Annotated in this window: 19 protein-coding genes; 11 read left to right on the plus strand and 8 right to left on the minus strand. The window is 70.8% G+C overall.

The features are described 5' to 3' along the window. Positions 1-48: 48 nt before the first annotated feature. The gene (locus tag ACFU9P_RS30470; protein WP_384087003.1) at positions 49-483 is read right to left on the minus strand and encodes a hypothetical protein; all 435 of its coding nucleotides are present in this window, start codon (positions 481-483) and stop codon (positions 49-51) included. A 269-nt stretch (positions 484-752) separates the two neighbouring features. Here ACFU9P_RS30470 and ACFU9P_RS30475 point away from each other — a divergent pair, with 269 nt between their 5' ends. The 4 genes from ACFU9P_RS30475 to ACFU9P_RS30490 all read left to right on the plus strand — a co-directional run bounded on the left by ACFU9P_RS30475 (position 753) and on the right by ACFU9P_RS30490 (position 6,923). Continuing rightward, positions 753-884: a DUF6126 family protein gene (locus ACFU9P_RS30475; protein WP_376384659.1), complete on the plus strand. Its 132-nt coding sequence runs from the start codon at positions 753-755 to the stop codon at positions 882-884. Positions 885-1,742: 858 nt separating this feature from the next. Continuing rightward, entirely contained in the window at positions 1,743-3,167 is a 1,425-nt protein-coding gene (locus ACFU9P_RS30480) for a diaminobutyrate--2-oxoglutarate transaminase (protein ID WP_384087006.1), read from the plus strand. 725 nt (positions 3,168-3,892) lie between these two features. Continuing rightward, a complete protein-coding gene (locus ACFU9P_RS30485; protein WP_384087009.1) occupies positions 3,893-5,428 on the plus strand; it encodes a pyridoxal phosphate-dependent decarboxylase family protein in 1,536 nt (511 codons plus the stop codon). 37 nt (positions 5,429-5,465) lie between these two features. Beyond that, entirely contained in the window at positions 5,466-6,923 is a 1,458-nt protein-coding gene (locus tag ACFU9P_RS30490) for a lysine N(6)-hydroxylase/L-ornithine N(5)-oxygenase family protein (RefSeq protein WP_384087012.1), read from the plus strand. A gap of 102 nt (positions 6,924-7,025) precedes the next feature. Here the strand turns inward: ACFU9P_RS30490 and ACFU9P_RS30495 are convergent, their stop codons facing one another. The 3 genes from ACFU9P_RS30495 to ACFU9P_RS30505 form a co-directional block, all read right to left on the minus strand. Further along, entirely contained in the window at positions 7,026-8,603 is a 1,578-nt protein-coding gene (locus ACFU9P_RS30495) for a S8 family serine peptidase (protein ID WP_384087015.1), read from the minus strand. Between the two features lie 375 nt (positions 8,604-8,978). After that, positions 8,979-9,953: an ABC transporter substrate-binding protein gene (locus ACFU9P_RS30500; RefSeq protein WP_384087018.1), complete on the minus strand. Its 975-nt coding sequence runs from the start codon at positions 9,951-9,953 to the stop codon at positions 8,979-8,981. 172 nt (positions 9,954-10,125) lie between these two features. Continuing rightward, complete coding sequence (locus ACFU9P_RS30505; protein ID WP_384087020.1) at positions 10,126-10,749, minus strand: TetR/AcrR family transcriptional regulator; 624 nt, start codon at positions 10,747-10,749, stop codon at positions 10,126-10,128. Between the two features lie 153 nt (positions 10,750-10,902). On the opposite strand from ACFU9P_RS30505, the gene ACFU9P_RS30510 reads away from it, so the two are divergent. Both ACFU9P_RS30510 and ACFU9P_RS30515 read left to right on the plus strand, forming a co-directional pair. Beyond that, positions 10,903-11,931: an aldo/keto reductase gene (locus ACFU9P_RS30510; protein WP_384087023.1), complete on the plus strand. Its 1,029-nt coding sequence runs from the start codon at positions 10,903-10,905 to the stop codon at positions 11,929-11,931. A 49-nt stretch (positions 11,932-11,980) separates the two neighbouring features. Then, on the plus strand, positions 11,981-12,403 hold the full coding sequence (locus ACFU9P_RS30515; protein ID WP_384087026.1) for a hypothetical protein: 423 nt from the start codon (positions 11,981-11,983) through the stop codon (positions 12,401-12,403). A gap of 10 nt (positions 12,404-12,413) precedes the next feature. Here ACFU9P_RS30515 and ACFU9P_RS30520 read toward each other — a convergent pair whose 3' ends face one another. Next, positions 12,414-13,052: a class I SAM-dependent DNA methyltransferase gene (locus ACFU9P_RS30520; protein WP_384087028.1), complete on the minus strand. Its 639-nt coding sequence runs from the start codon at positions 13,050-13,052 to the stop codon at positions 12,414-12,416. Positions 13,053-13,287: 235 nt separating this feature from the next. Between ACFU9P_RS30520 and ACFU9P_RS30525 the strand changes: the two genes are divergently transcribed. From ACFU9P_RS30525 to ACFU9P_RS30540, 4 genes are all read left to right on the plus strand, one after another. Continuing rightward, a complete protein-coding gene (locus ACFU9P_RS30525) occupies positions 13,288-13,779 on the plus strand; it encodes a hypothetical protein (RefSeq protein WP_384087031.1) in 492 nt (163 codons plus the stop codon). Positions 13,780-13,864: 85 nt separating this feature from the next. After that, entirely contained in the window at positions 13,865-14,491 is a 627-nt protein-coding gene (locus ACFU9P_RS30530; RefSeq protein ID WP_384087034.1) for a sigma-70 family RNA polymerase sigma factor, read from the plus strand. Continuing rightward, on the plus strand, positions 14,488-14,883 hold the full coding sequence (locus tag ACFU9P_RS30535; RefSeq protein WP_384087037.1) for a hypothetical protein: 396 nt from the start codon (positions 14,488-14,490) through the stop codon (positions 14,881-14,883). The genes ACFU9P_RS30530 and ACFU9P_RS30535 overlap by 4 nt, the downstream gene beginning before the upstream one ends. A gap of 136 nt (positions 14,884-15,019) precedes the next feature. Continuing rightward, a complete protein-coding gene (locus ACFU9P_RS30540; RefSeq protein WP_384087040.1) occupies positions 15,020-15,634 on the plus strand; it encodes a cadmium resistance transporter in 615 nt (204 codons plus the stop codon). Between the two features lie 259 nt (positions 15,635-15,893). Here ACFU9P_RS30540 and ACFU9P_RS30545 read toward each other — a convergent pair whose 3' ends face one another. The 3 genes from ACFU9P_RS30545 to ACFU9P_RS30555 all read right to left on the minus strand — a co-directional run bounded on the left by ACFU9P_RS30545 (position 15,894) and on the right by ACFU9P_RS30555 (position 18,295). Further along, complete coding sequence (locus ACFU9P_RS30545) at positions 15,894-16,553, minus strand: NADPH-dependent F420 reductase (protein ID WP_384087068.1); 660 nt, start codon at positions 16,551-16,553, stop codon at positions 15,894-15,896. 78 nt (positions 16,554-16,631) lie between these two features. Beyond that, positions 16,632-17,570 carry an SDR family oxidoreductase gene (locus ACFU9P_RS30550; RefSeq protein WP_376384699.1) on the minus strand — a complete coding sequence of 313 codons (939 nt, stop codon included), beginning with the start codon at positions 17,568-17,570 and terminating at the stop codon, positions 16,632-16,634. Between the two features lie 92 nt (positions 17,571-17,662). Then, positions 17,663-18,295, minus strand: coding sequence for an NADPH-dependent F420 reductase (locus tag ACFU9P_RS30555; protein ID WP_384087043.1), 633 nt, complete (start codon positions 18,293-18,295; stop codon positions 17,663-17,665). Positions 18,296-18,563: 268 nt separating this feature from the next. Between ACFU9P_RS30555 and ACFU9P_RS30560 the strand changes: the two genes are divergently transcribed. Beyond that, the gene (locus ACFU9P_RS30560) at positions 18,564-19,475 is read left to right on the plus strand and encodes a LysR family transcriptional regulator (protein ID WP_384087046.1); all 912 of its coding nucleotides are present in this window, start codon (positions 18,564-18,566) and stop codon (positions 19,473-19,475) included. Positions 19,476-19,921: the final 446 nt, after the last annotated feature.

Below are 19,921 nucleotides of genomic sequence, written 5' to 3' on the forward strand. Positions count from 1 at the left end.
CGGCTTCTCGGCCTGCGGGTAGGTCCTGTCCGGTCGGCCGGACACGCCCTAGCTGTAGTCGATGCCGGTGCTCGCGCTGCTCCCAGGACCGTGCGCCGTCGCGTCGCCCGTACGCTCCGCCCTCGCCGAACCGCTTCCCGTACCACCGTTTCCCGGGCCGGCACTCCCCGGGTCGCCACTCCTCGTACCGCTGCTTCCCGTGCCGCCGCTTCCCGAGCCGCCCCGTCGCCGTACGCCGGTGTGCGCGCTGCCGCCGCCCGTCGCCTCGGCCTTCCCCGTACCGACGGCCGCGTCGCGCGGCCCCGGGGGCGCGGCCGTGGGCTGGAACAGTGCCCAGACGAGCGCCGCGATCCCGGCCGCGGCCTGTACCGACGCACCCGCCAACTGTCCGCTGTCCGGACCGTCCAGCAGCCAGATCAAAGGAGTCGAGACGATGCCCGCTCCGGCGGCGACGAGCACGGCGACCTTCCAACTCTGGGACATGCCCATCCTCCCCCACGGATGACGGCCTATTTCCTCTTAGCGGTACCAGACACGTACACCGGAAGACAGTAGTTCCCCCGGCCCGTGGCTCGTACGGGTTATGGGGCTTTGAGGCGTACTGGAACTACTCCCTGGCATATGTCCGGCGCGTATGCGCGGGGCGTGGGCCGGGGCAACCGCGGGGCAAGGCGCGTTCGTGCCGGTCGGTGCCCCGTACCGGGTGGTGGACCCTGCCCGTACGCTGAGGAGGACCCGATGGGAGGCCCGTGGTGAGTGACGACGACGAGAGCTGGAAGGAGCGCGGAGTCGCCCTCCGTGTCTTCTTCTACATCTTCGGGACGCACCTCTTCGCCGGGTTCATCTGGCTGCTTTTCTACGTCGGGCAGCACGCCCAGAAGTGAGACCGGCCAGCCGCTGACCCAGCCGGTGGCCGCCCTCCCGGCCCTCGGCGCGGGCCTGGTTGAGCGCGCGGATCACCGTGAATCCCACCGCGATCAGGCCCAGGATCACCACCACGCTGATCCAGTTGCTCATGGCGCGTTCGCCTCCTCCTTCCGTCCAACGTACTCCCGCGCCGGTTTCCGCACCGGTTTCCGCACTCCCGCGAAGGTTCCGCCGCTGTTCAGGGGTGCTTGGTATCTTGAACGGTGATGATTAGGTTAGGCACACCTAAGTCTGCGGGCGGACCGTGCTGGGGACGGCTGCGTCCAGGCGCGCACCGGGCCCGCACCGGGCTCGCACCAGGTCCGGGCGGATTGCGTCGGGTCAGGTCCGGGCGCTTCGCGTCAGGTCAGGTCCGGCTGCCTCGCGTCAACTCCGCCGTCAAGTCGACCGTCAACTCCGCTCCTCCGCCGCGCCCGTCGTCCGCGCCGCCGTCAACTCCCCTGTGCCGCAAGCTGTTCGCCGATGCCCGGTCCGCGCCACGCCGGCCGTCAGCCATGAGGTCCGTTCCTTCCGCCCCCACCCGCGAGGTAGAGCCAGCCGTGTCCTTACCGTTCCCGCCGTCCGCCGCGCCCCGGTCCGCCGCGTTCGAGGGCGGGAAACGTCTCGACGTCGCTGACGTCACCCGGTCCGGTGAACCGGCCGGCCGGACCGGACCACCGGCCGGGGTGAAGATCGGGCCCGGCCCGGACCGGACCGGTTCCTGGCCGCGGCCCGCGGGTGAGCCGTAGTTCCCTCTTTCCCTGCCTTTTTCTCTTACTCCTTCACTCCTTACCTCTCCTACTCCTTACCTCTCCCCGATACCCCGGAGCCGTGTCATGACCGTGCCCCCCGTCACCCTGCCCGCGAACGGGCCCGTGCCCGCGAGCGGGCGTTCCGCCGGCTCCCCGGCCGCCCCGCCGGCCGACGCGGACGCCATTCTGGGGCGGCAGCGGGCCAGGGAGTCCGCTGCCCGTACGTACGCCCGTTCGTTCCCGATCGTCCCGGCCCGGGCCAAGGGCATGACGATCGAGGGGACCGACGGCCGCCGCTATCTCGACTGCCTCGCGGGCGCGGGGACGCTCGCGCTCGGGCACAACCACCCCGTGGTGCTGGAGGCGATCCGCCGTACGGTCGACAGCGGGGCGCCGCTGCATGTCCTCGATCTGGCGACGCCGGAGAAGGACGATTTCACGGACGCGCTGTTCGCGACGCTGCCGCCGGCCTTCGTGGACCGGGCGCGGATCCATTTCTGCGGTCCTGCCGGTACGGACGCGGTGGAGGCGGCGCTGAAGCTGATGCAGACGGCGACCGGGCGGCGCGGGACACTCGCGTTCACGGGCGCGTACCACGGGATGACGGCGGGGGCCCTGGCGGCGACCGGCAGTGTCGCGGCGAAGGAACGGGTCGCGGGCGGCGCGGCGGAGGTGACGCGGCTGCCGTACCCGTACTCGTACCGCTGCCCGTTCGGGATCGGCGGCGAGCGCGGCGCGGAGCTGTCGGCGACGTACACGGAACGGCTGCTCGACGATCCGTCAGGCGGGGTCGTACCGCCCGCCGCGATGATCCTCGAAGCGGTCCAGGGCGAGGGCGGCGCGGTACCGGCGCCGGACGGCTGGCTGCGCGAGATGCGGCGGATCACGGCGGAACGGGAGATTCCGCTGATCGTGGACGAGGTGCAGACGGGGGTCGGGCGGACCGGGGCGTTCTGGGCGGTCGAGCACAGCGGGATCGTGCCGGACGCGATGGTGCTGTCGAAGGCGATCGGGGGGAGCCTGCCGCTGGCGGTGATCGTGTACGACGAGAAGTACGACGGCTGGCTGCCCGGCGCCCACACGGGCACGTTCCGCGGAAACACCCTGGCGATGGCGGCGGGCGCGGCGACGCTGCGGTACGTGGCCCGCGAGGGCCTGGTCGAACGCGCGGCGACGGTGGGCGCGCGGATGATGGCCCGCCTGGAGGGCCTGCGCTCGGAACTCCCGGTGATCGGCGACGTACGCGGCCGCGGCCTGATGATCGGCGTGGAACTGATCGACCCCGAGTCCCCCCGCGACATGTGCGGCGCCCACCGCGCGTCCCCAACCCTGGCGGACCAGGTCCGCACGGCCTGCCTCGACCGCGGCCTGATCATCGAACTGGGCGGCCGCTTCGGCGCGACGGTACGTCTGCTGCCGCCACTGGTAATCACGGACGAACAGGCGGACGCGGTCCTGGACCGCTTGACGGACGCGCTTGCGGAGGCGTGGCGGGGCGGACGGGCGTGAGGGGGGAGGAGGTTGGGGGCGAGGGTGTGGAGCTGGGCGCGGGTCCGGGCCCGTGTGCGGGCGCCGGTACGGCCGGGGGCGCGGCGCCGGGCCCGGGCGCGGGCGTCGGTACGGCCGGGGGGCCGGGTGTTGGTACCGGTACGGCTCCGGGCGGGCCGTCCGTGCCCGCACTGTCGGGCGGGATCGGCGGCGCGGAGGCGCTGGGGCCGCTGGTGGACACGGTGCTGACGGCGCTGGCGGAGGGGGCGCGTCGACGGGGCGGGCCTATCGCTGCGGGCCGGCCGGACGAGGTGACGGCGGCGGTGGCGGAGGCGCTGGGGGTTCTTTTCCCCCACCCCGCCCCTTCCCGTAACCAGGGGCTCCGCCCCTGGACCCCGCCCCACGGGGCGGAGCCCCAACCCCCCGCGCCTACGGCGCAGCCGCAGCCGGGCGACTCGGCCGGGTTGGCCCCCGAAGGGCCCGCTGCCCCGCCGCCGGCGGCAACCGGGCCGGGCCCCGAGGGCCCCGTCGCCCCCGGCAGCGCACCGTGCGGTGCGGACGCTCCGGTGCTGGCGGGGCCCGAGCGCCCCGTCGCCCCCGGCGGCGCACCGTGCGGTGCGGAGGCTCCGGTGCTGGCGGGGCCCGAAGGGCCCGTTGGCCCGGGTGGTGCCGGTGCTCCAGCACCGCAGGGGTTTGGGGCGGAGCCCCGGTCTGGGGTCGGCGACCCGTTTGCGCCCGCAGGGCGCGTGCCCCAGGGTCGTACCGGTGCTCCAGGGCCGCAGGGCCCGTTTGCGCCGGGTCATGTCGGTGTTCCGGCGCCGGCCGGTGCCGATTCGGGGGCCGGGGCGGAGCCCCGGTTTCGGGAAGGGGCGGGGTGGGGGAAAGAGCCCGCCGCAGGCGTGGGCCCGGCATCGCACGCGGAACCGGCGCAGCGCACAGGCGCCGAGCCCCTCGCCCAGCTCACCGCCCTCCTCGCTCACCGCAGCGCCGACCCCGCCGACCCCCACTGCGCCGCCCATCTCCACTGCCCGCCCCTCGCCGTCGCCGTCGCCGCCGATCTCGCCGTCTCCGCGCTCAATCCCTCCCAGGACTCCTGGGACCAGGCACCCGCCGCGACCGCCCTGGAGACCCTGCTGCTCAAGGAGTTGGCGCACCTTGTCGGGTATGAGCCAGGCACCGCCGCCGGGGTGATGACCTCCGGTGGTACCGAGTCCAACCTCATGGGGCTCATGCTCGCCCGCGACCAGGTCCTCGGCGCCGCGACCGGCCGCCCGGTCGAGCTGACCGGGCTGACCAACCACCCCCGAGCCCCCCGAACCCCCCGCATCCTCGCCTCCGCCTCCGCCCACTTCTCCGTCCAGCGCGCCGCCGCCCTCCTCGGTCTCGGCGAGGACGCCGTCCTGCCCGTCCCCGTCGACCATCACCTCCGTATGGACGCCGACGCCCTCGCCACCGCCCTCGACGCCTGCGCGCACCGCGGCGAACTGCCCGTCGCCGTCGTCGCCACCGCCGGTACCACCGACACCGGCGCCGTCGACCCCCTCCGCGCCTGCGCCGCGCTCGCGGCCCGGCATGGCGCGTGGCTGCATGTGGACGCGGCGTACGGCGGCGGCGCCCTGCTCTCCGACCGGCTCGCGCCGCTCCTCGACGGCCTCGGCCTCGCCGACTCCGTCTCCCTCGACTGGCACAAGCTCGGCTGGCAGCCCGCCGCTGCCGGGGTCTTCCTCGTGCGGAAGGCCGAGACGTACGCCTCGCTCGCCCGCCGCGCCGCGTACCTCAATCCGGCCGACGACGAAGAGGCCGGCTACCCCAGCCTGCTCGGCCTCTCCCTCCGTACGACCCGCCGCGCCGACGCGTTCAAGATCGCCGTCACCCTGCGGACGCTCGGCCGCGAGGGCCTGGGCCGGCTGGTCGACGCCTGTCACGACCTGGCGCTGGCCGGGGCCAAGGCCGTACGGGACCACCCCCGGCTGGACCTGTACGCCGAACCCGTCCTGACGGCCTTCCTGTTCCGCTACCTGCCCACGCACACCGACACGGGCACGAACCCGGACCCCGACCCGGACCCGTCCCGCACCGACGCGATCAACGCCGCCCTCCGCCGACGGCTCCTGCGCGAAGGCCGCGCCGTCGTCGGGCGTACGGAACTGCCCGGGACCGGCCCCGGACGCGTACGCCTCAAGCTCACCCTGCTCAACCCGCACACCACCCCCGCCGAGGTGGAACGGCTTCTGCACATGGTGGTGGCGGCGGGCCGCGCGGAAGAGGATGCAGGACTGTGAACGATCCCCACCCCGACCCTCAGGCGGAGGACCGAAGATGACGGCCAGTCAGCACCACCAGCGCGACGACTCCATCCCGTACGACCTGATCGGCATCGGCATCGGCCCCTTCAACCTCTCCCTCGCCGCCCTCTCCGACGCCGCCCCCGACCTCCGTACCCTCTTCCTCGACGCCAAGCCCGCCTTCTCCTGGCACCCCGGCCTGCTCATGGAGGGCACGGTCCTCCAAGTCCCCTTCCTCGCCGACCTGGTGACGATGGCGGACCCGACGAGCCGCTGGTCGTATCTGAACTATCTGCGCGAACACGACCGGATGTTCCCGTTCTTCTTCTCGGAGCGCTTCCACATACCGCGCCGCGAGTACGACCACTACTGCCGCTGGGTCGCCGGGCACCTGCCGTCGTGCCGCTTCGACGCGCGGGTGACGGAGCTGGAGTGGGAGGAGGACGAGGGGGTGTTCGCGGTCACGTACCACTCGGCCGGAGGCACGGGTACGGGTACGGATACGCGTACGAGTACGGGTACGGATGCCGGCACAGACACCGGCCGAGACATCAGCACCGGCACCGGTACGGTCTTCCGCGTCCGGGCCCGGCAAGTCGTCCTCGGCGTAGGCACCCTCCCGCTCGTCCCCGAGCCCCTGCGCCCCCTGCTCACCCCCGGTGAACCGGACCGCCGCGTCCTCCACAGCGCCGACTACCGCACCCACCGCGACCATCTCGCCGCCCTCCCCGACGTCACCGTCATCGGAGCGGGCCAGTCCGGCGCCGAGGTCGCGCTCGATCTGCTGCGCCGCCAGGACGGAACCGGCGAGGGCGGCCCGTACGTACGCTGGCTCGCCCGCACCCCCGCCTTCGCGCCCATGGAGTACTCCAAGATCGGCCTGGAGCACTTCACCCCCGACTACATCCGCTTCTTCCGCGCGCTGCCGGAGGAGCGGCGCGAGCGCCTCGTACGCGAACAGTGGCAGCTCTACAAGGGCATCAGCGAGGAGACGCTGGCCGAGATCCACGACGAACTGTACGAACGGACCATCGGCGGTACGGAACCCCGCGCGGCCCTGCACCCGGGCGTGGTGGTCGAGGGGGTTGAACGGGCCGGGGATTCCGGGGGTTCCGGGGATTCCTACGTACTGACGTGCCGCCACACCGAGCAGGACGAGGTCTTCGAGATCCGTACGTCGGCGGTCGTCTCGGCAACGGGCTACGCGGCGGCCCGCCCGGACTTCCTCGACCCCCTGGCGAAGCTGATCGACTGGGACGAGAAGGGCCGCTACCGCATCGACGCCGAGTACCGGGTGGCCCTGGACCCGCGAGTGACAGGCGTGTTGTACGTACAGAACGCCGAACTCCACACGCACGGCGTAGGCGCCCCGGACCTGACGCTGGGCGCGTGGCGAGCGGCCACGATCCTGAACGCGGCAGCGGGCAGACGGGTGTTGAGGCTGCCGGAGCGAGCGGCATGGACGACATTCGGATCGCCGGACAGGGCCTGACCGCCCACGCATACGAGGTGCTCGACGACGCAGTCACGCACGTCGTCGAGCACCTCGCAACCTCGCAAGTCTTACAGACAGATCAGAAGTGCCTGGAGCTGACTAGAACTGCAGCGCCCACGAGTCGATGTACCCCGTGTCCGCCGACGCGTTGTCCGACACCCGCAGCTTCCACGTCCCGTTCGCCACCTCCGAGGAGGCGTTCACCGAGTACGTGGTGTTGATGTTGTCCGCGCTGCCGCCGGTGCCGTACGCCTTGAGCGTGTAGGCCGAGCCGTCGGGCGCGATGAGCTGGACCTGAAGGTCACCGATGTACGTGTGCACGATGTTCACCGGCACGCTCAGCGCGGCCGGGGCGTTGCCCGCGACGCCGCTCACGGTGACCGGCGACTCGACCGTGGCGTTGTCGCTGATCGTGTAGTTCGCGGTGTTCTCGAACTTCGCGCCGGGCGGAGTGACCGTACCGCCGGGCACATTGAGCAGCCGGTTCGGCGAACCGGTGCCCGGGTTGGTGACGACGCCCGTGCTGGCCAGGGAGACCAGGCCCGAGGAGACCTGGGCCGGCGTGGACGTCGGGTTGGCGGCCAGGTACAGCGCGGCGGCACCCGTCACATGCGGGGTCGCCATCGACGTACCCGAAATGGTGTTGGTGGCCGAGTCGCTGGTGTTCCACGTCGACGTGATCGACGAACCCGGCGCGAAGATGTCCAGCGACGTGCCGGTGTTCGAGAAGCTGGAGCGCGCGTCGGTGGAGGTCGTGGAGCCGACCGTGATGGCCTCGGCGACCCGGGCCGGCGAGTAGTTGGAGGCGTTCAGGCCGTCGTTGCCGGCGGCGACCGCGAAGGTCACGCCGGACGCGATGGCGTTGCGGACGGCCGCGTCGAGGGTGCTGTCCGCGCCACCGCCGAGCGACATGTTGGCGACGGCCGGCTTGACGGCGTTCCGCGCCACCCAGTCGATGCCCGCGACGACGCCGGCCGTGGTGCCGGAGCCGGCGTTGTCGAGGACGCGGACGGCGACGATCCTCGCCTTCTTGGCGACACCGTAGGCGTTGCCGGCGACGGTGCCGGCGACATGCGTGCCGTGGCCGTTGCCGTCCTGGGCGACGTTGTCGTTGTCGACGGCGTCGTAACCGTTGGAGGCGCGTCCGCCGAAGTCGCTGTGCGAGATCCGGACACCGGTGTCGATGATGTACGCCGTGACGCCCTGGCCCGCCGAGTCGGGGTAGGTGTACTGGCTGTTGAGCGGGAGGTTCTTCTGGTCGATGCGGTCCAGGCCCCACGACGGCGGGTTGGTCTGGGTCGCTTCGGTGTGGAAGGTCCGGTTCTGGACGACGGAGGCGACGGCCGGGTCGGCGGCGAGCTTCTTCGCCTGCGCCTCGGAGAGGTGTACGGCGTAGCCGTTGAGGGCCTTGGTGTAGGTCCGCTCGATGGTCGCGCCGTACTCCTTGGCCACGGCCTTGCCGGAGGCCGAACCGGCCTTCGCGGCAGAGCCGTTGAAGGTGACGATGTAGCTGTTGGCTATCGAGCCGGCGGCGCCGGCGTACTGGATCCGGCCCTCCTGCTGCGGGGCCGCGCTCGCGGGGAGCGCGGAGACGGTGCCGAGTACGAGAGCTGCGGCGGCTGCCGTACCGATTCCGGCGAGGCCGAGTCTTCGCCGGGCCTGACGCATTGCTGCCATGTGAGGGTCCTCCTCAAGAGGCGGTGCGCTGATGGGTGGGGGTGGGGCGGTGGAGCGATGGGACGGTGGCGCGGTGGGGCGTGGGTTGGACTTGGACTGGACTTGTCGTGATCATGTCAATCCAAAAAACGGACCGATCGGACAGGTCCAGGGTGGGGTGCCAACTCGGTGTGTCAGCCGAAAGATTGATGGCTCCGCGGGAATTCCACAAGGGGACGCGCGTAGACGTGACACGGCCGCCATACGGCGGTCACGATGCCGATCGCGGCAGAACTCCGACAAATGCTTTCAAATGTCTCATCTCCAGCGCCCGTTCGGCACCGGCCGCCCGTTCGGTGGAGCCGTCGCCCCGGAAGGGGGGGGCAAGCGGGGCCGTCAGCGGGTCGCGGCCCCTGCGTAGTTCTTCTCCACCGCGTCCAGGATCTGTCCCGCCCCCGTGTACCCGATCCCCAGCATCCACAGGTTGTCGTCGACCTTGAACGCCGTCTTCCGCTTCACCGCGTCCAGGCTCTTCCACAGCGGCCCGCCGACCGTGTCCGTCTCCTTCGCCTTCTTCGGGTCGCCGTACGTCGAGTAGAAGATGACATCGGCATTGGCCTTGTCGATCTGCTCCGGGCTCACGTCCAGCGAGAAGCCGGTCGTGTCCTGGTTGGCGGGCCGCCCCACCTGGAGGTCCTTGAAGACCGAGCCGACGAACGTGTCGTTCAGGTACAGCCGGGTGTCCGCGCCCTCCACGAACCGTACGAAGCCGACCTTCGTCTCCTTCGCCTTCGCCGCCCCGCCCAGCGCCTCCGTCAGCCGCTTCACATGTGCGTCATAGTCGGCGACGACCGCCGCGGCCTCGTTCTTCCTGCCCAGCGCGTCCGCGTGGAGCTGGAAGTTCTCGCGCCAGGTCGGGCCGGTGGTGTCGGAGAAGACGGTCGGGGCGATCTTCGACAGCGAGGCGTAGTTCTTCTCGTCCCGGACCTTGCTGCTCAGGATCAGGTCCGGCTTCAGCGCGGCGATCGCCTCCAGATTCGGCTCGGCGATCAGTCCGACCGGCTTGATGCCCTTGAGTTTGTCCGCGGGGAGGTACGTCGAGAAGGGTGCCTTGTCCACGACCGTCGTCGCGCCCACCGGCGTGACCCCGAGCGTGACGGCCGAGTCGAGTGCGTCGGTGTCGAGCACCACTACCCGCCGCGGCGCCGCGCCGACCTCCACATCGCCCATCACGGTCTTGACGGTGCGCGGGTCGCCCTCTTTCCCGGCCCCGGCCGCCGTCGTGTCGCTCCCGCCACACGCACTGAGCGATACGGCGAACGCGGCGGCCGCGGCGGCGATGCTGATACGACGCGTATGGGTTCTGGACACGGTACGGAGGCCTCCCTGACGGCAGTAAGGCAAACCTAATCTCGCCCGTACGTCCGTACAACCGCAACAAGTCACGTTCCCGTCACGGCAGATGAGCGAGCGGACGGGTGAGCGGACCGGCGAGCGGGCGGGCGTGCAGGGCAGCAGGCGGGCGCGCAGGGCGGCGGGCGGATCAGCGAGTCGCGCCGTAGCGCATTCCGTCGACGAGCAGCGCGATCATCCGCTGCGTATGCCCGTTGCTGTCTTCCTGGGCGGGCAGGGTCAGATTGCGGGTCGCGATCAGTACGTCGTCGGCGTCGACATCGGAGCGGATCTCGCCGGCCTTCGCCGCGGTGTCGATGAGCGCGCTGAGGATGGGCATCAGGCGCTGCTCGAAGTAGGCGGGCAACGAGTCGTACGCCGGGTCCCCCGAGTGGAGCGCGGCGCTGAGTCCACGTTTCGTGGCGATGAAGACCGCGAAGCGCTGTAGCCACTTGGTGAGTGCTTCGGCCGGTTCGTACCGCGCCGTGAGGGACGGTGCGGTGTCGGCGCAGGCGTCGATTTCGTGGCGGAGGACGGCGGCGATGAGGTCCGCGCGCTGCGGGAAGTGACGGTAGAGGGTGCCGGCTCCCACGCCCGCCTTGGCGGTGATCTGACGTACGGGTGCGTCGACTCCCGAGGTGGCGAAGACTTCCGCGGCCGCCGTGAGCAGGGCGTCGGTGCTGCGCTGCGCATCGGCGCGCACGCGCTTGGGCGGCTGCCCCTCAGCCGCGACGGCGTTGGCGTTGGCTTCCCGGGTCATGTCCTCGCTCACCATGCTCCCTCCCCTTGCTAAGCGGAACACTGTTCCGTATCGTCTAAGTCGAACGCCGTTCCGTTTGTGCCAGCGTAACGCGCTGCACCGAGTACCGGCCATCTCGCATCGCACATCTCACATCGCACCGGCCATCGCACCTCGTCAAGGAGACTCATGAAGTACCGCACACTCGGCCGAACCGGCATCAAGGTCAGCCCGTACTGCCTGGGCGCGATGATGTTCGGCGCTCTCGGCAACTCCGACCACGACGACGCCGCCCGGATCATCCACAAGGCGCTCGACGCGGGCATCAACTTCATCGACACCGCCGACGCCTACTCGCGCGGCGAGTCCGAGGAAGTCGTCGGCAAGGCCCTCAAGGGCCGCCGGGACAATGTCGTGCTCGCCACCAAGGCCCACCTCCCCATGGGGGACGACCCCAACCAGCGCGGCAACTCGCGGCGTTGGCTGGTCCGCGCGCTGGAGGACTCCCTGCGCCGGCTGGGGACCGACCATGTCGACCTGTACCAGATCCACCGGCCCGCGCCGGACACCGATATCGAAGAGACCCTCTCCGCCCTCACCGACCTGGTGCGCGCGGGCAAGGTACGGGCCATCGGCACGTCCACGTTTCCCGCCTCGGACATCGTCGAGGCGCAGTGGGTCGCCGAGCGGCGCGGTCTACAGCGGTTCCGTACCGAGCAGCCGCCGTACTCGATCCTCGACCGCGGCATCGAGCGCGAGGTGCTGCCCGTCTGCGAGCGTTACGGCATGGGGACCATGGTCTACAGCCCCCTCGCGAAGGGTCTGCTCACCGGTCGCTACCGCAAGGGCCGGCCGGCCGACACCCACCGGGCCGGCTTCGGCTTGAAGCACTTGAGCGACGAGCGCAGGCTCGACGTCGTCGAGCAGCTCATCCCCCTCGCCGAAGAGGCGGGGATGCCGCTGGCGCACCTGGCCATCGCCTTCGCGATCTCCCACCCCGGCGTCACCGCCGCGATCATCGGGCCGCGCACCATGGACCACCTCGACGACCTCCTCGCGGGCGCCGGGACCGTCCTGACCGACGACCTGCTCGACCGGATCGACGCCATCGTGCCTCCCGGCACCGACATCGGGATGCGCGACGGGACGTACAACCCGCCCGCCGTCGAACAGCCCCACCTCCGCCGCCGCCTCCCCGACGACCGCGGGGTCGCCTGACCCACCGCCTGACCGGCCCGGCCCGCCGACCTCCTGTCCCTTGCGGTATTTGCCCGCCAAGGCCGCCAAGCCCGCCAAGCCCGTCGAGCCCGGCGAGTCCACCGGGGCCGGCGCGGTCGCCGAGGCCGGCGAGTCCACCGCGGCCGGCGACGGCGAGACGCCCGGGGCGGTTCTGGCGGCTTGGCTGCACCGGTTCTTCGCCTTCAGCACCAGCAAGCGCCACATCGCCGCCGAGTTGCTTGAGCACACGGACCGCGACAACCCCCTCTTCCAGAACAACCGCTCCCGGGTCCTCGCCGCCGCCCGCCCACTCCTCACCGCCGCGCAGCGCACGCACGAGGTACGTGACGACCTCACCCTTGAACAGGTCCTCGACATGGTCATCGCCATCTCCACGATCCACGGCGACACCGGCTACCTGGACCCGATCCTCCAGACCGCCCTGGACGGCCTGCGCCCGCGACCGGTGTGAAACCGGCCGGTCACCCCATGCGCATCAGCAGATGGCCCCGGCGGAACCGTTCCCCCTCGCGCGGCTCGCGCAGCATCCGTCCGACCTCGGTGAACCCGGCTTTGCCGGCCAGCTCGGCGAGTTCGTCGACCGGCCACCGGTAGGCCGTCACCACCTTGTGGTCGAACGCCCCGACCGGCTCGCCTTCCGACTCGAAGAAGGCGAGCAAGAGGTGGCCATCAGGTGCGAGCACCCGCTGGAACTCGGAGAAATACGAGGGGATGTGCCGCGGCGGGGTATGGATGACCGAGTACCAGGACACGATGCCGTGCAGCGTGTCATCGGCCAGGTCCAAGGCGTCCATGGAACCGACGTCGAACCGAAGGCCCGGGTATGTCTGTCGGGCGAGGTCGATCATCACCGGTGACAGGTCGATGCCGAAGGCGTCCAGCCCCAGGTCCCGCAGATGCGCCGTCATATATCCAGGGCCGCACCCCAGCTCTGCGACGGGTCCCGCACCGGCGCTCCGGGCGAGTTCGGCGAACGCGGCGAGCACGGCGCGATCCAGCGGAAGTTCGTCGAGCGAATCGCGGACAAAATCGGCATAAAGAACAGCGACGGCGTCGTAGGCATCCGCTGTCGCTCCGAGATACGAAGAAGGTTCAGTCACAAGCGAGCACACTAGGGTCCGCCCCATCGGGCCGCCCCTCGAATCCGGCCGCTCCCGTTCCGTCAGGTCAACTCCCGCTTCTGCCAGGGCAACTCCCGCTTTCCGTACGGAGAGTGGCGGTCCTGGTACGGAAAGTTTTCGCGCCCGCTGCCGCAACCTACGCCCGGGATGCACGTCTGTCGGGGTGGAGGCGCCTCCGGTCCACCCGATGCCGAGCTGATTCGAGGAACGAGACATGCCCGCAGTCAAGCCCGCGGACGAACAGAACAGTGCCGGTGCGGTACGAGGTGCCTTCCGTGGCCGGGTACGCCTGATCCTGGGCACGAGTGTCGCCGTCGCCGCGCTGGCCATCGGCGGAGCGATCACCGCGGCCCAGGCCGATTCGCCGAGCCCGGTCCCGGCCAAGCCCGCGCCCGCGAAGCCGGTGCCCGCCAAGCCGGCCCCGGCCAAGCCCGTGCCCGGGAAGCCCGCGCCCGCCAAGCCGGTCCCCGCGAAGCCCGCGCCCGCTCCGGTCCCGGCCAAGCCGGCCCCGGGGAAGCCCGCTCCGGTTCCGGTTCCGGCGAAGCCGGCCCCCGGGCCCGCCGAGCCCACCCCCGTACCGTCCGTGGCGAAGCCGGCGCCCGCCAAGCCGATCCCCGCGAAGCCCGCGCCCGTCAAGCCGAGGCCCGCGAAGCCGGCTCCCGCCAAGCCCGCCCCGGCGAAGCCCATACCCGTACCCGGTAAGTAGCAACTCCCCCCAGGGGGCCGCCCGGTGACGACCCGGCGGCCCCCGACCCGGCCCGGCCCCCGGCCCACGCCCGCCCAGGAGAACCATGAGCACAGCGGCAGCGACAGTCGCAGCCACCTACCCGGCCCCCGCCCCGGCCGCCCGTTGGCGCCTGCTCCTCCGCAGCCTCTCCCAGAGACACACCCTCACCCGCAAGCCCACCCCACCACCGCTGCCGCCCCCCACCACCCCCGCGATCGACGACCTCTACCACCACCGCCGACTCCACCTGGTCCGTCTCGCGCTCCTCCTCGTCGACGACCTCCCCACCGCCGAGGACGTCGTCCAGGACGCATTCGCCGCGCTCTTCCGCCGCTACGGCGAGAACATGAAGGGCCTCGAAGAACCCGAGGCCTACATCCGCACCTGCGTCATCAACGGCGCCCGCTCCGTGCTGCGCCGCCGCCGCACCGTCCGCGCGCATGTCCCCGAGCGCGAAACCCATGTCCCCCCGGCCGAGGACTCCGTACTCCTCCGCGAGGAACACCGCGAGGTATTGGCCGCGCTCCGCCGCCTCACCCGCCGCCAGCGCGAGGTCCTCGTCCTCCGCTACTGGTCGAACCTCACCGAGGCCCAGATCGCCCACACCCTCGGGGTCTCCAACGGCACCGTCAAGTCCACGGCCAGCCGCGCGCTGGACACCATGGCCCGGCACCTGGAGGTACGTCCATGAGCCCCCGGCCCCCGCACGACCGCCACCAGACCCTCACCGACCCCGGCGCCGACCTCGAACTCCGCCTGCGTGCCGTCCTGGAGGCCCAGTCCCGTACGGTCGTCCTCCCCGACCTCCGCCGCGCCGCCCCGCCGTCCGCCGCGTATGCGGGCCCGCGCTTCACCAGGCGACTACGGCTGCCGGGACCATGGAGAAGCGCCACGGTCGCCCTGCTGGGCCTGGCCGCGGCGCTGGTGTGCGTACTGCTGCTCGTACCGGCGGAGCGCCCCCAGGAACCCGCGTCCCCGCCACCCCTCCCACCCGCCCCCACCGAACGCCCGTCCAAGCCCCAGCCGGTCCCGGTCCCAGCCAAACCGGCCCCCCACCTGCCGCCGGGAAAGCCCGCCGGATAAGGGCATTGCGAGATGAGGGCATTGCCCGATCAGCCGGTCGGCTCCCGTCCGGCTGATCCCCGCGAGAAGGCGTGGTGAGGGCTCTCGGTAGCGTCTCAGGCTCACCGCACCACCACCGACAGGAGAGCCCCGACTCGTGGACCTGGGCATCATCGCGCAGGCGGCCGGACTGTTCGCCGTCACCAACATCGACGACATCCTGATCCTGGCGCTGTTCTTCGCCCAGGGCGCCGGGCACCCCGGCTCCACACGCCGCATCGTGCTCGGTCAGTACGCCGGCTTCGCCGCGATCCTCGTCGTGGCGGTGGCCGCCGCGTTCGGCGCCACGTTCCTGCCCGGGTCCGCCGTCCCCTACCTCGGTCTGCTGCCCCTCGCACTCGGCCTCAAGGCCGCCTGGCAGGCCTGGAAGGACCACCGCGACGGTGACGGCGCCGAAGACGAGGAAGGGACGCGGGCCAAGGAGGGCGGCGGCCCCGGCCCGCTGGAGGTCGCCGCGGTCACCTTCGCCAACGGCGGCGACAACATCGGTGTCTACGTCCCCGTGTTCGCCACCGTCGGCGCCGGCGGGATGACCGTCTACGCCGTCGTGTTCCTCGCCCTGGTGGCGGTGTGGTGCTTTGCCGGCCGCTACTTCGCTACCCGCCCGGTCATCGCCAGAGCCCTCGCCCGCTGGGGCCACATCCTGCTGCCGCTGGTCCTGATCGCCATCGGACTGCTCATCCTCATCGAAGGCGGCGCCTTCGGCCTCTGACCCGGCGCGTCTACCTGGATGCCGAGACCGGTCGGATCTGCCACTGGGACCGGCCCAGGCCGACGACGTCGGCGGGTCCTCGGGGGTCGCCGGTCTGCCCGGCGGCTTCTGCTGCGGCCTTCGGCAGGCGGGCGGCCGGTTCCGTAAAAGCCAGCAGGTCCGGGCCGGGTGCCGGGTGGCTGGTGTCGCGTGCCAGCGGGTGCAGCCGCGCGACCGGCGGGCACGGCCGGACCACCTCACGGTCCGTGATAATTGACGGTTACCGCGTTGCGGTGGCCAGTGCCGCGCGGATGGCGTCCTCGCCGACCGGCCGGCCCTTCTCGTTCGAGTACGGCCCGTACGGTGTTCCCCACACCGGCGTGCCCGTCGCCTGCCGCCAGCTGTCGGCCAGCGTTCCCGCGTCTACCACGCTGTAGCCGATGGAGTCGATGAATTCGGTCACCGCAGCCTTCGCCGGTGCGGAGTCCCCGGCGATCGGCAGGTAGGAGCGGTCGGCCGCCCCTGCCGGGCGGGCGAGTGACAGCAGGTGCTTGAAGAAGATGTTGTTGAACGCCTTTACGAGCAGGGCGTCGGGGACGTACCGCAGAAGCAGCTCGCTTGAGGTGAGGGACTTGCTGTCGAGCTCGGGGATGTGCCCGTCACGCTCGGGGCCGTAGTTGCAGGTGTCGATGACCGTCTTCCCGGCCAGTGGCGCGGCGGGCACGTGGGGGAAGGCGCTGACCGGCACCGTGACCACGACAATGTCACCGGCCGTCGCGGCCTCTTCGCTCGTCGCCGCGGACGCCCGCGGCCCCAGTTCCTCGGCCGTGTCCACGAGCGTTTCGGGACCGCGCGAGTTGCTGAGCACCACCTGGTGCCCGGCCCCGACAGCGAGTCGCGCGAGGGTCCTGCCGATGCTGCCGCTTCCGATGAATCCCACAGTCGTCATAATCTCAACGTCCTTCAGAAGAGCCGAACTTGCCGGTTGCCGGGCTCGTTACGATCCGGGTTCCTGCCGTCAGCCGACGGGGAAGTAATGGCCGTTGTCCAGATCGGCGAGCAGGCCGGGCTGGGCGGGTTCCCAGCCGAGGGTCCGGCGGGTGATGAGGTTGGACGCCGGGTAGCTCTGCGTGACGATATTCGTGAGGAACCCGAAGTACCCCGGCGTCATCAAGGCATCGTCGGGAACGCTCACGGCGGGCAGGCCCAGACGGCTGGCGATGGCTTCGGCGATCTCGCGGAACGGGATGGCCCCGTCCCCAACCGCGTGCCAGTATCGGCCGGCCGGCCCCTTCTCCAGCGCCAGGCGGAACAAGGTGGCGGCATCGCGGATGTGCACGGCGTTCCACAGGTTCGCGCCGTCGCTGTGGTAGCCGACGAACCCCTTTTCCTTCGCGAGCGCGATCAGCGTGGGGAGGAAGCCGGCACGATCGGTCGTGCTGTGCGCGATGTTGGCGATCCGCACGACCGAAGACCGCACCCCCTGCTTGGCGAGGTCGACTACGGCCCTTTCCACGACGTTGCGGATCCGCAGGGTGCCTTTGTGCTCCTCGCCGGCGGGGAGGGCCGGGTCCTCCTCGGTGGCCGGCCGGCCCAGGTGCTGCCCGGGTGAGCCAATGCTCCCCGCCGTGACCAGTGGCTTTCCGGTTCCCGCCAGTGCCTCGCCGTACGCGAGCATGATCGGGAGCTCCGCAGCGGCCACGGCGTCCATCCCGCCGGAGGGCAGCAGATCCTGCCTGTGCGCGACGTGGATGACGCCATCGGAGCCCGAGGCTGCCTCCTTGAGCCCGTCGAGATCCTGAAGGTCGCCGCGACGCACCTTCGCGCCGAGCGCGGACAGAGCCGCTGCGGAAGCCTCCGACCGGGCCAGGCCGGTGACCTCGTGCCCGGCGGCGATGAGCTCGGGGATGATGTACGAACCGGAATGGCCGGTCCCCCCGGCGACGAATACGCGCATCTAACTGTCCTTGTGAGAGTAGGTACAGGGTCTTACCGTGCCGTGAGTGAACTGGCGTGATGCGGCACGAGAGATAGTGGTAGGTGGTTTGCTCAGCCGAGAAGGGTGATACCGAGGGAGAAATTGGTGTGCTTGACGGAGTGGTTCATGAGGCCCAGCTCCAGCAGGCCGACGTTCTCCAGTGCCCGCGCCATGAACAGTGCCCCGGTGTCCCAGGGGCGCAGCCCCAGGCTCTCGACGAACACCGAGACGCGTGCCTTCGCCTGCGCGTCGTCGCCGGCGATGAACACGTCCAGAGGGCGGTCCTCGGCCGGGCCGGCCGCCAGAACGTGGGAGAACACAGTGTTGAACGCCTTGACGACATGCGCGTCGTCGGGAGCCGCCTTGGCGATCTCCTGTGCGCCGGAACTGTCGTCGGGGACGACGAAGCCCTGCAGGTCGGGGGCTACGGGGTTGGTGATGTCAACGATGATCTTGCCGCGCAGTGCGTCCCCGTACTCCCTCACCACCGCCGCGGCGCCGGCGTACGGCACGGCGAGGACAACGATGTCCCCGGCCGGGGCGGTGCCGGCCGTCCCGACCGTGGCACCACCGAGCGCAGCGGCCAATTCCTTGGCCTTGGCCTGGTCGCGGCCGATGATCTCGACGGCGTTACCGCCGACGAGCGCCCGGCCGGCCAAAGCACGGGCCACGTTCCCCAGGCCGATAATGCTGATGCTGCTCATGGAGCTCCTGCTTTCTGGAGCGGGATAGGACGCCATGCCCACCCCGTCGTTGTTAACGGTTGTTTCGTCGACACCGTCGAATGGCGCGATGGGGGCGTCCAATTCCTGATGTGCTCATTCTGGGCCTGGGCCCTCCGATGTCGAATTCTTGTGCCGAATTCGCTCGGACCATTAGGTGCCTATTCAGGCTGCCATTGGCCCGAGTGGGTGTCCAAGACCTCTTTCGACCGTGGTGATACCTTGGAGGCATCACCGACCGGGAGACGCCATGGATCTGGACCTGCGCAAACTGCGTTACTTCGTCGCCGTGGCCGACCAGTTGCACTTCGGCCGCGCCGCCGATGAGCTGCACATCGCACAGCCGGTGCTCAGCCGGCAGATCCGTGCGCTCGAGCAGGATCTCGGCGCCTCGCTGTTCACCAGGGATCGCCACGGCGTGGAGCTGACAGATGCGGGTCGGCAACTGCTGGCCGACGCCGGTCCGCTGCTCGCCTCAACTCACGCGGTCCGCCGCCGGGTGTCCGCGGCCGCCGGCGGCAAGCGGCGGCTGATGGTCGGTTTCCGGGCCGGCGTTGCAGTCACCCCGGCGGCCCGTGCGTTCGAGGACCGGCACCCGGAGGTGGTCGTGGACGTGCAGCGGATCGAAGGGGACGACCAGGCTGCGATGCTGCTCGACGGCCGCATCGACGTCGGCTACGTGCGGCTGCCCATCGACGAGGCCGGCCTGCGTGTCACCCCGCTGTACACCGAGCCGCGGGTAGCGGTACTGCCCGCCGGACACCGGCTTGCCGGCAAGGAGGAGGTCACCGAGGCCGACCTGGCCGGCGAACCGCTGGTCTGGCACGGTGACCCGAGCACGCAGCCCACCAAGCGCCCGCTCCTCAATGCCGGGTACCCGGTGCGCGGGGTGGACGAGACGCTCGAGCATGTCGCGGCCGGCCGGGGCATCTCCTTCCTGGCCCGTTCGGCGTCCGTGTTCTACTCGCATCCGGACGTCGTCTATGTGCCCATCCCGGATCTGGCGCCCGACCAGGTGTGCCTCGCAGTGGCGGCATCTCACACCTCGCCGGTAGTAGATGACTTCGTCACTGCGGCTCAGTCGACGGCCGAGATCACGGCAGAATGCGGGAACTACGAGATGTGGCAGCTCGGAGGCGATGCCGTCACAAGGCACGCCTGAGTAGTTCGGCTCCCCCCCCGCTCACCATGCGCTGAAGAGTGAAGTGGCCTGACGGAGTGGTGCCGTTGCGGGTGTCCTCTGAGCCGGCCGTTCGTCGGCCGGCAGTTGCCCGAAGGGCCCCGAAGCACCTGAGACCGGCTGGAAGTACGTGCTGCGGACACGGCTCAAGTCGGCTGATCGCCGGCGGTCCGCCGTTCGTAGTGTCGGGAGCGGTCCGTGGGATCCAGAACCCGACGGCGGGTTATAGCCGGACGTCTTTGGCTGCCCGCCTGTCGGCCTTCGTTTCGGGCTGGCGTGGCCCAGATGTGCCACTCACTGATGATCAGCGTGGTTCAGCTGGGGCGGTCCAAAAGTCAACGCCGTGCTGCCCCGCGAGGAGAGCGCCGTGGTGGAGTGGATGAGAGGGGTGGCAAGTCTCCGGCTCGTTGAGGTTGTGAGGATGCGGG

Origin of the sequence: Streptomyces sp. NPDC057617 (genome assembly GCF_042800555.1) — a bacterium.
Taxonomy (GTDB): domain Bacteria; phylum Actinomycetota; class Actinomycetes; order Streptomycetales; family Streptomycetaceae; genus Streptomyces.

What these genes read in the sequence shown, in the direction of transcription:
- ACFU9P_RS30495 (WP_384087015.1), bottom strand. Translation starts at nt 8,603, where the DNA reads ATGGCAGCAATGCGTCAGGCCCGGCGAAGACTCGGCCTCGCCGGAATC.
- ACFU9P_RS30535 (WP_384087037.1), top strand. Translation starts at nt 14,488, where the DNA reads ATGAGCCCCCGGCCCCCGCACGACCGCCACCAGACCCTCACCGACCCC.
- ACFU9P_RS30490 (WP_384087012.1), top strand. Translation starts at nt 5,466, where the DNA reads ATGACGGCCAGTCAGCACCACCAGCGCGACGACTCCATCCCGTACGAC.
- ACFU9P_RS30505 (WP_384087020.1), bottom strand. Translation starts at nt 10,749, where the DNA reads ATGGTGAGCGAGGACATGACCCGGGAAGCCAACGCCAACGCCGTCGCG.
- ACFU9P_RS30525 (WP_384087031.1), top strand. Translation starts at nt 13,288, where the DNA reads ATGCCCGCAGTCAAGCCCGCGGACGAACAGAACAGTGCCGGTGCGGTA.
- ACFU9P_RS30480 (WP_384087006.1), top strand. Translation starts at nt 1,743, where the DNA reads ATGACCGTGCCCCCCGTCACCCTGCCCGCGAACGGGCCCGTGCCCGCG.
- ACFU9P_RS30555 (WP_384087043.1), bottom strand. Translation starts at nt 18,295, where the DNA reads ATGAGCAGCATCAGCATTATCGGCCTGGGGAACGTGGCCCGTGCTTTG.
- ACFU9P_RS30530 (WP_384087034.1), top strand. Translation starts at nt 13,865, where the DNA reads ATGAGCACAGCGGCAGCGACAGTCGCAGCCACCTACCCGGCCCCCGCC.
- ACFU9P_RS30470 (WP_384087003.1), bottom strand. Translation starts at nt 483, where the DNA reads ATGTCCCAGAGTTGGAAGGTCGCCGTGCTCGTCGCCGCCGGAGCGGGC.
- ACFU9P_RS30510 (WP_384087023.1), top strand. Translation starts at nt 10,903, where the DNA reads ATGAAGTACCGCACACTCGGCCGAACCGGCATCAAGGTCAGCCCGTAC.
- ACFU9P_RS30560 (WP_384087046.1), top strand. Translation starts at nt 18,564, where the DNA reads ATGGATCTGGACCTGCGCAAACTGCGTTACTTCGTCGCCGTGGCCGAC.
- ACFU9P_RS30550 (WP_376384699.1), bottom strand. Translation starts at nt 17,570, where the DNA reads ATGCGCGTATTCGTCGCCGGGGGGACCGGCCATTCCGGTTCGTACATC.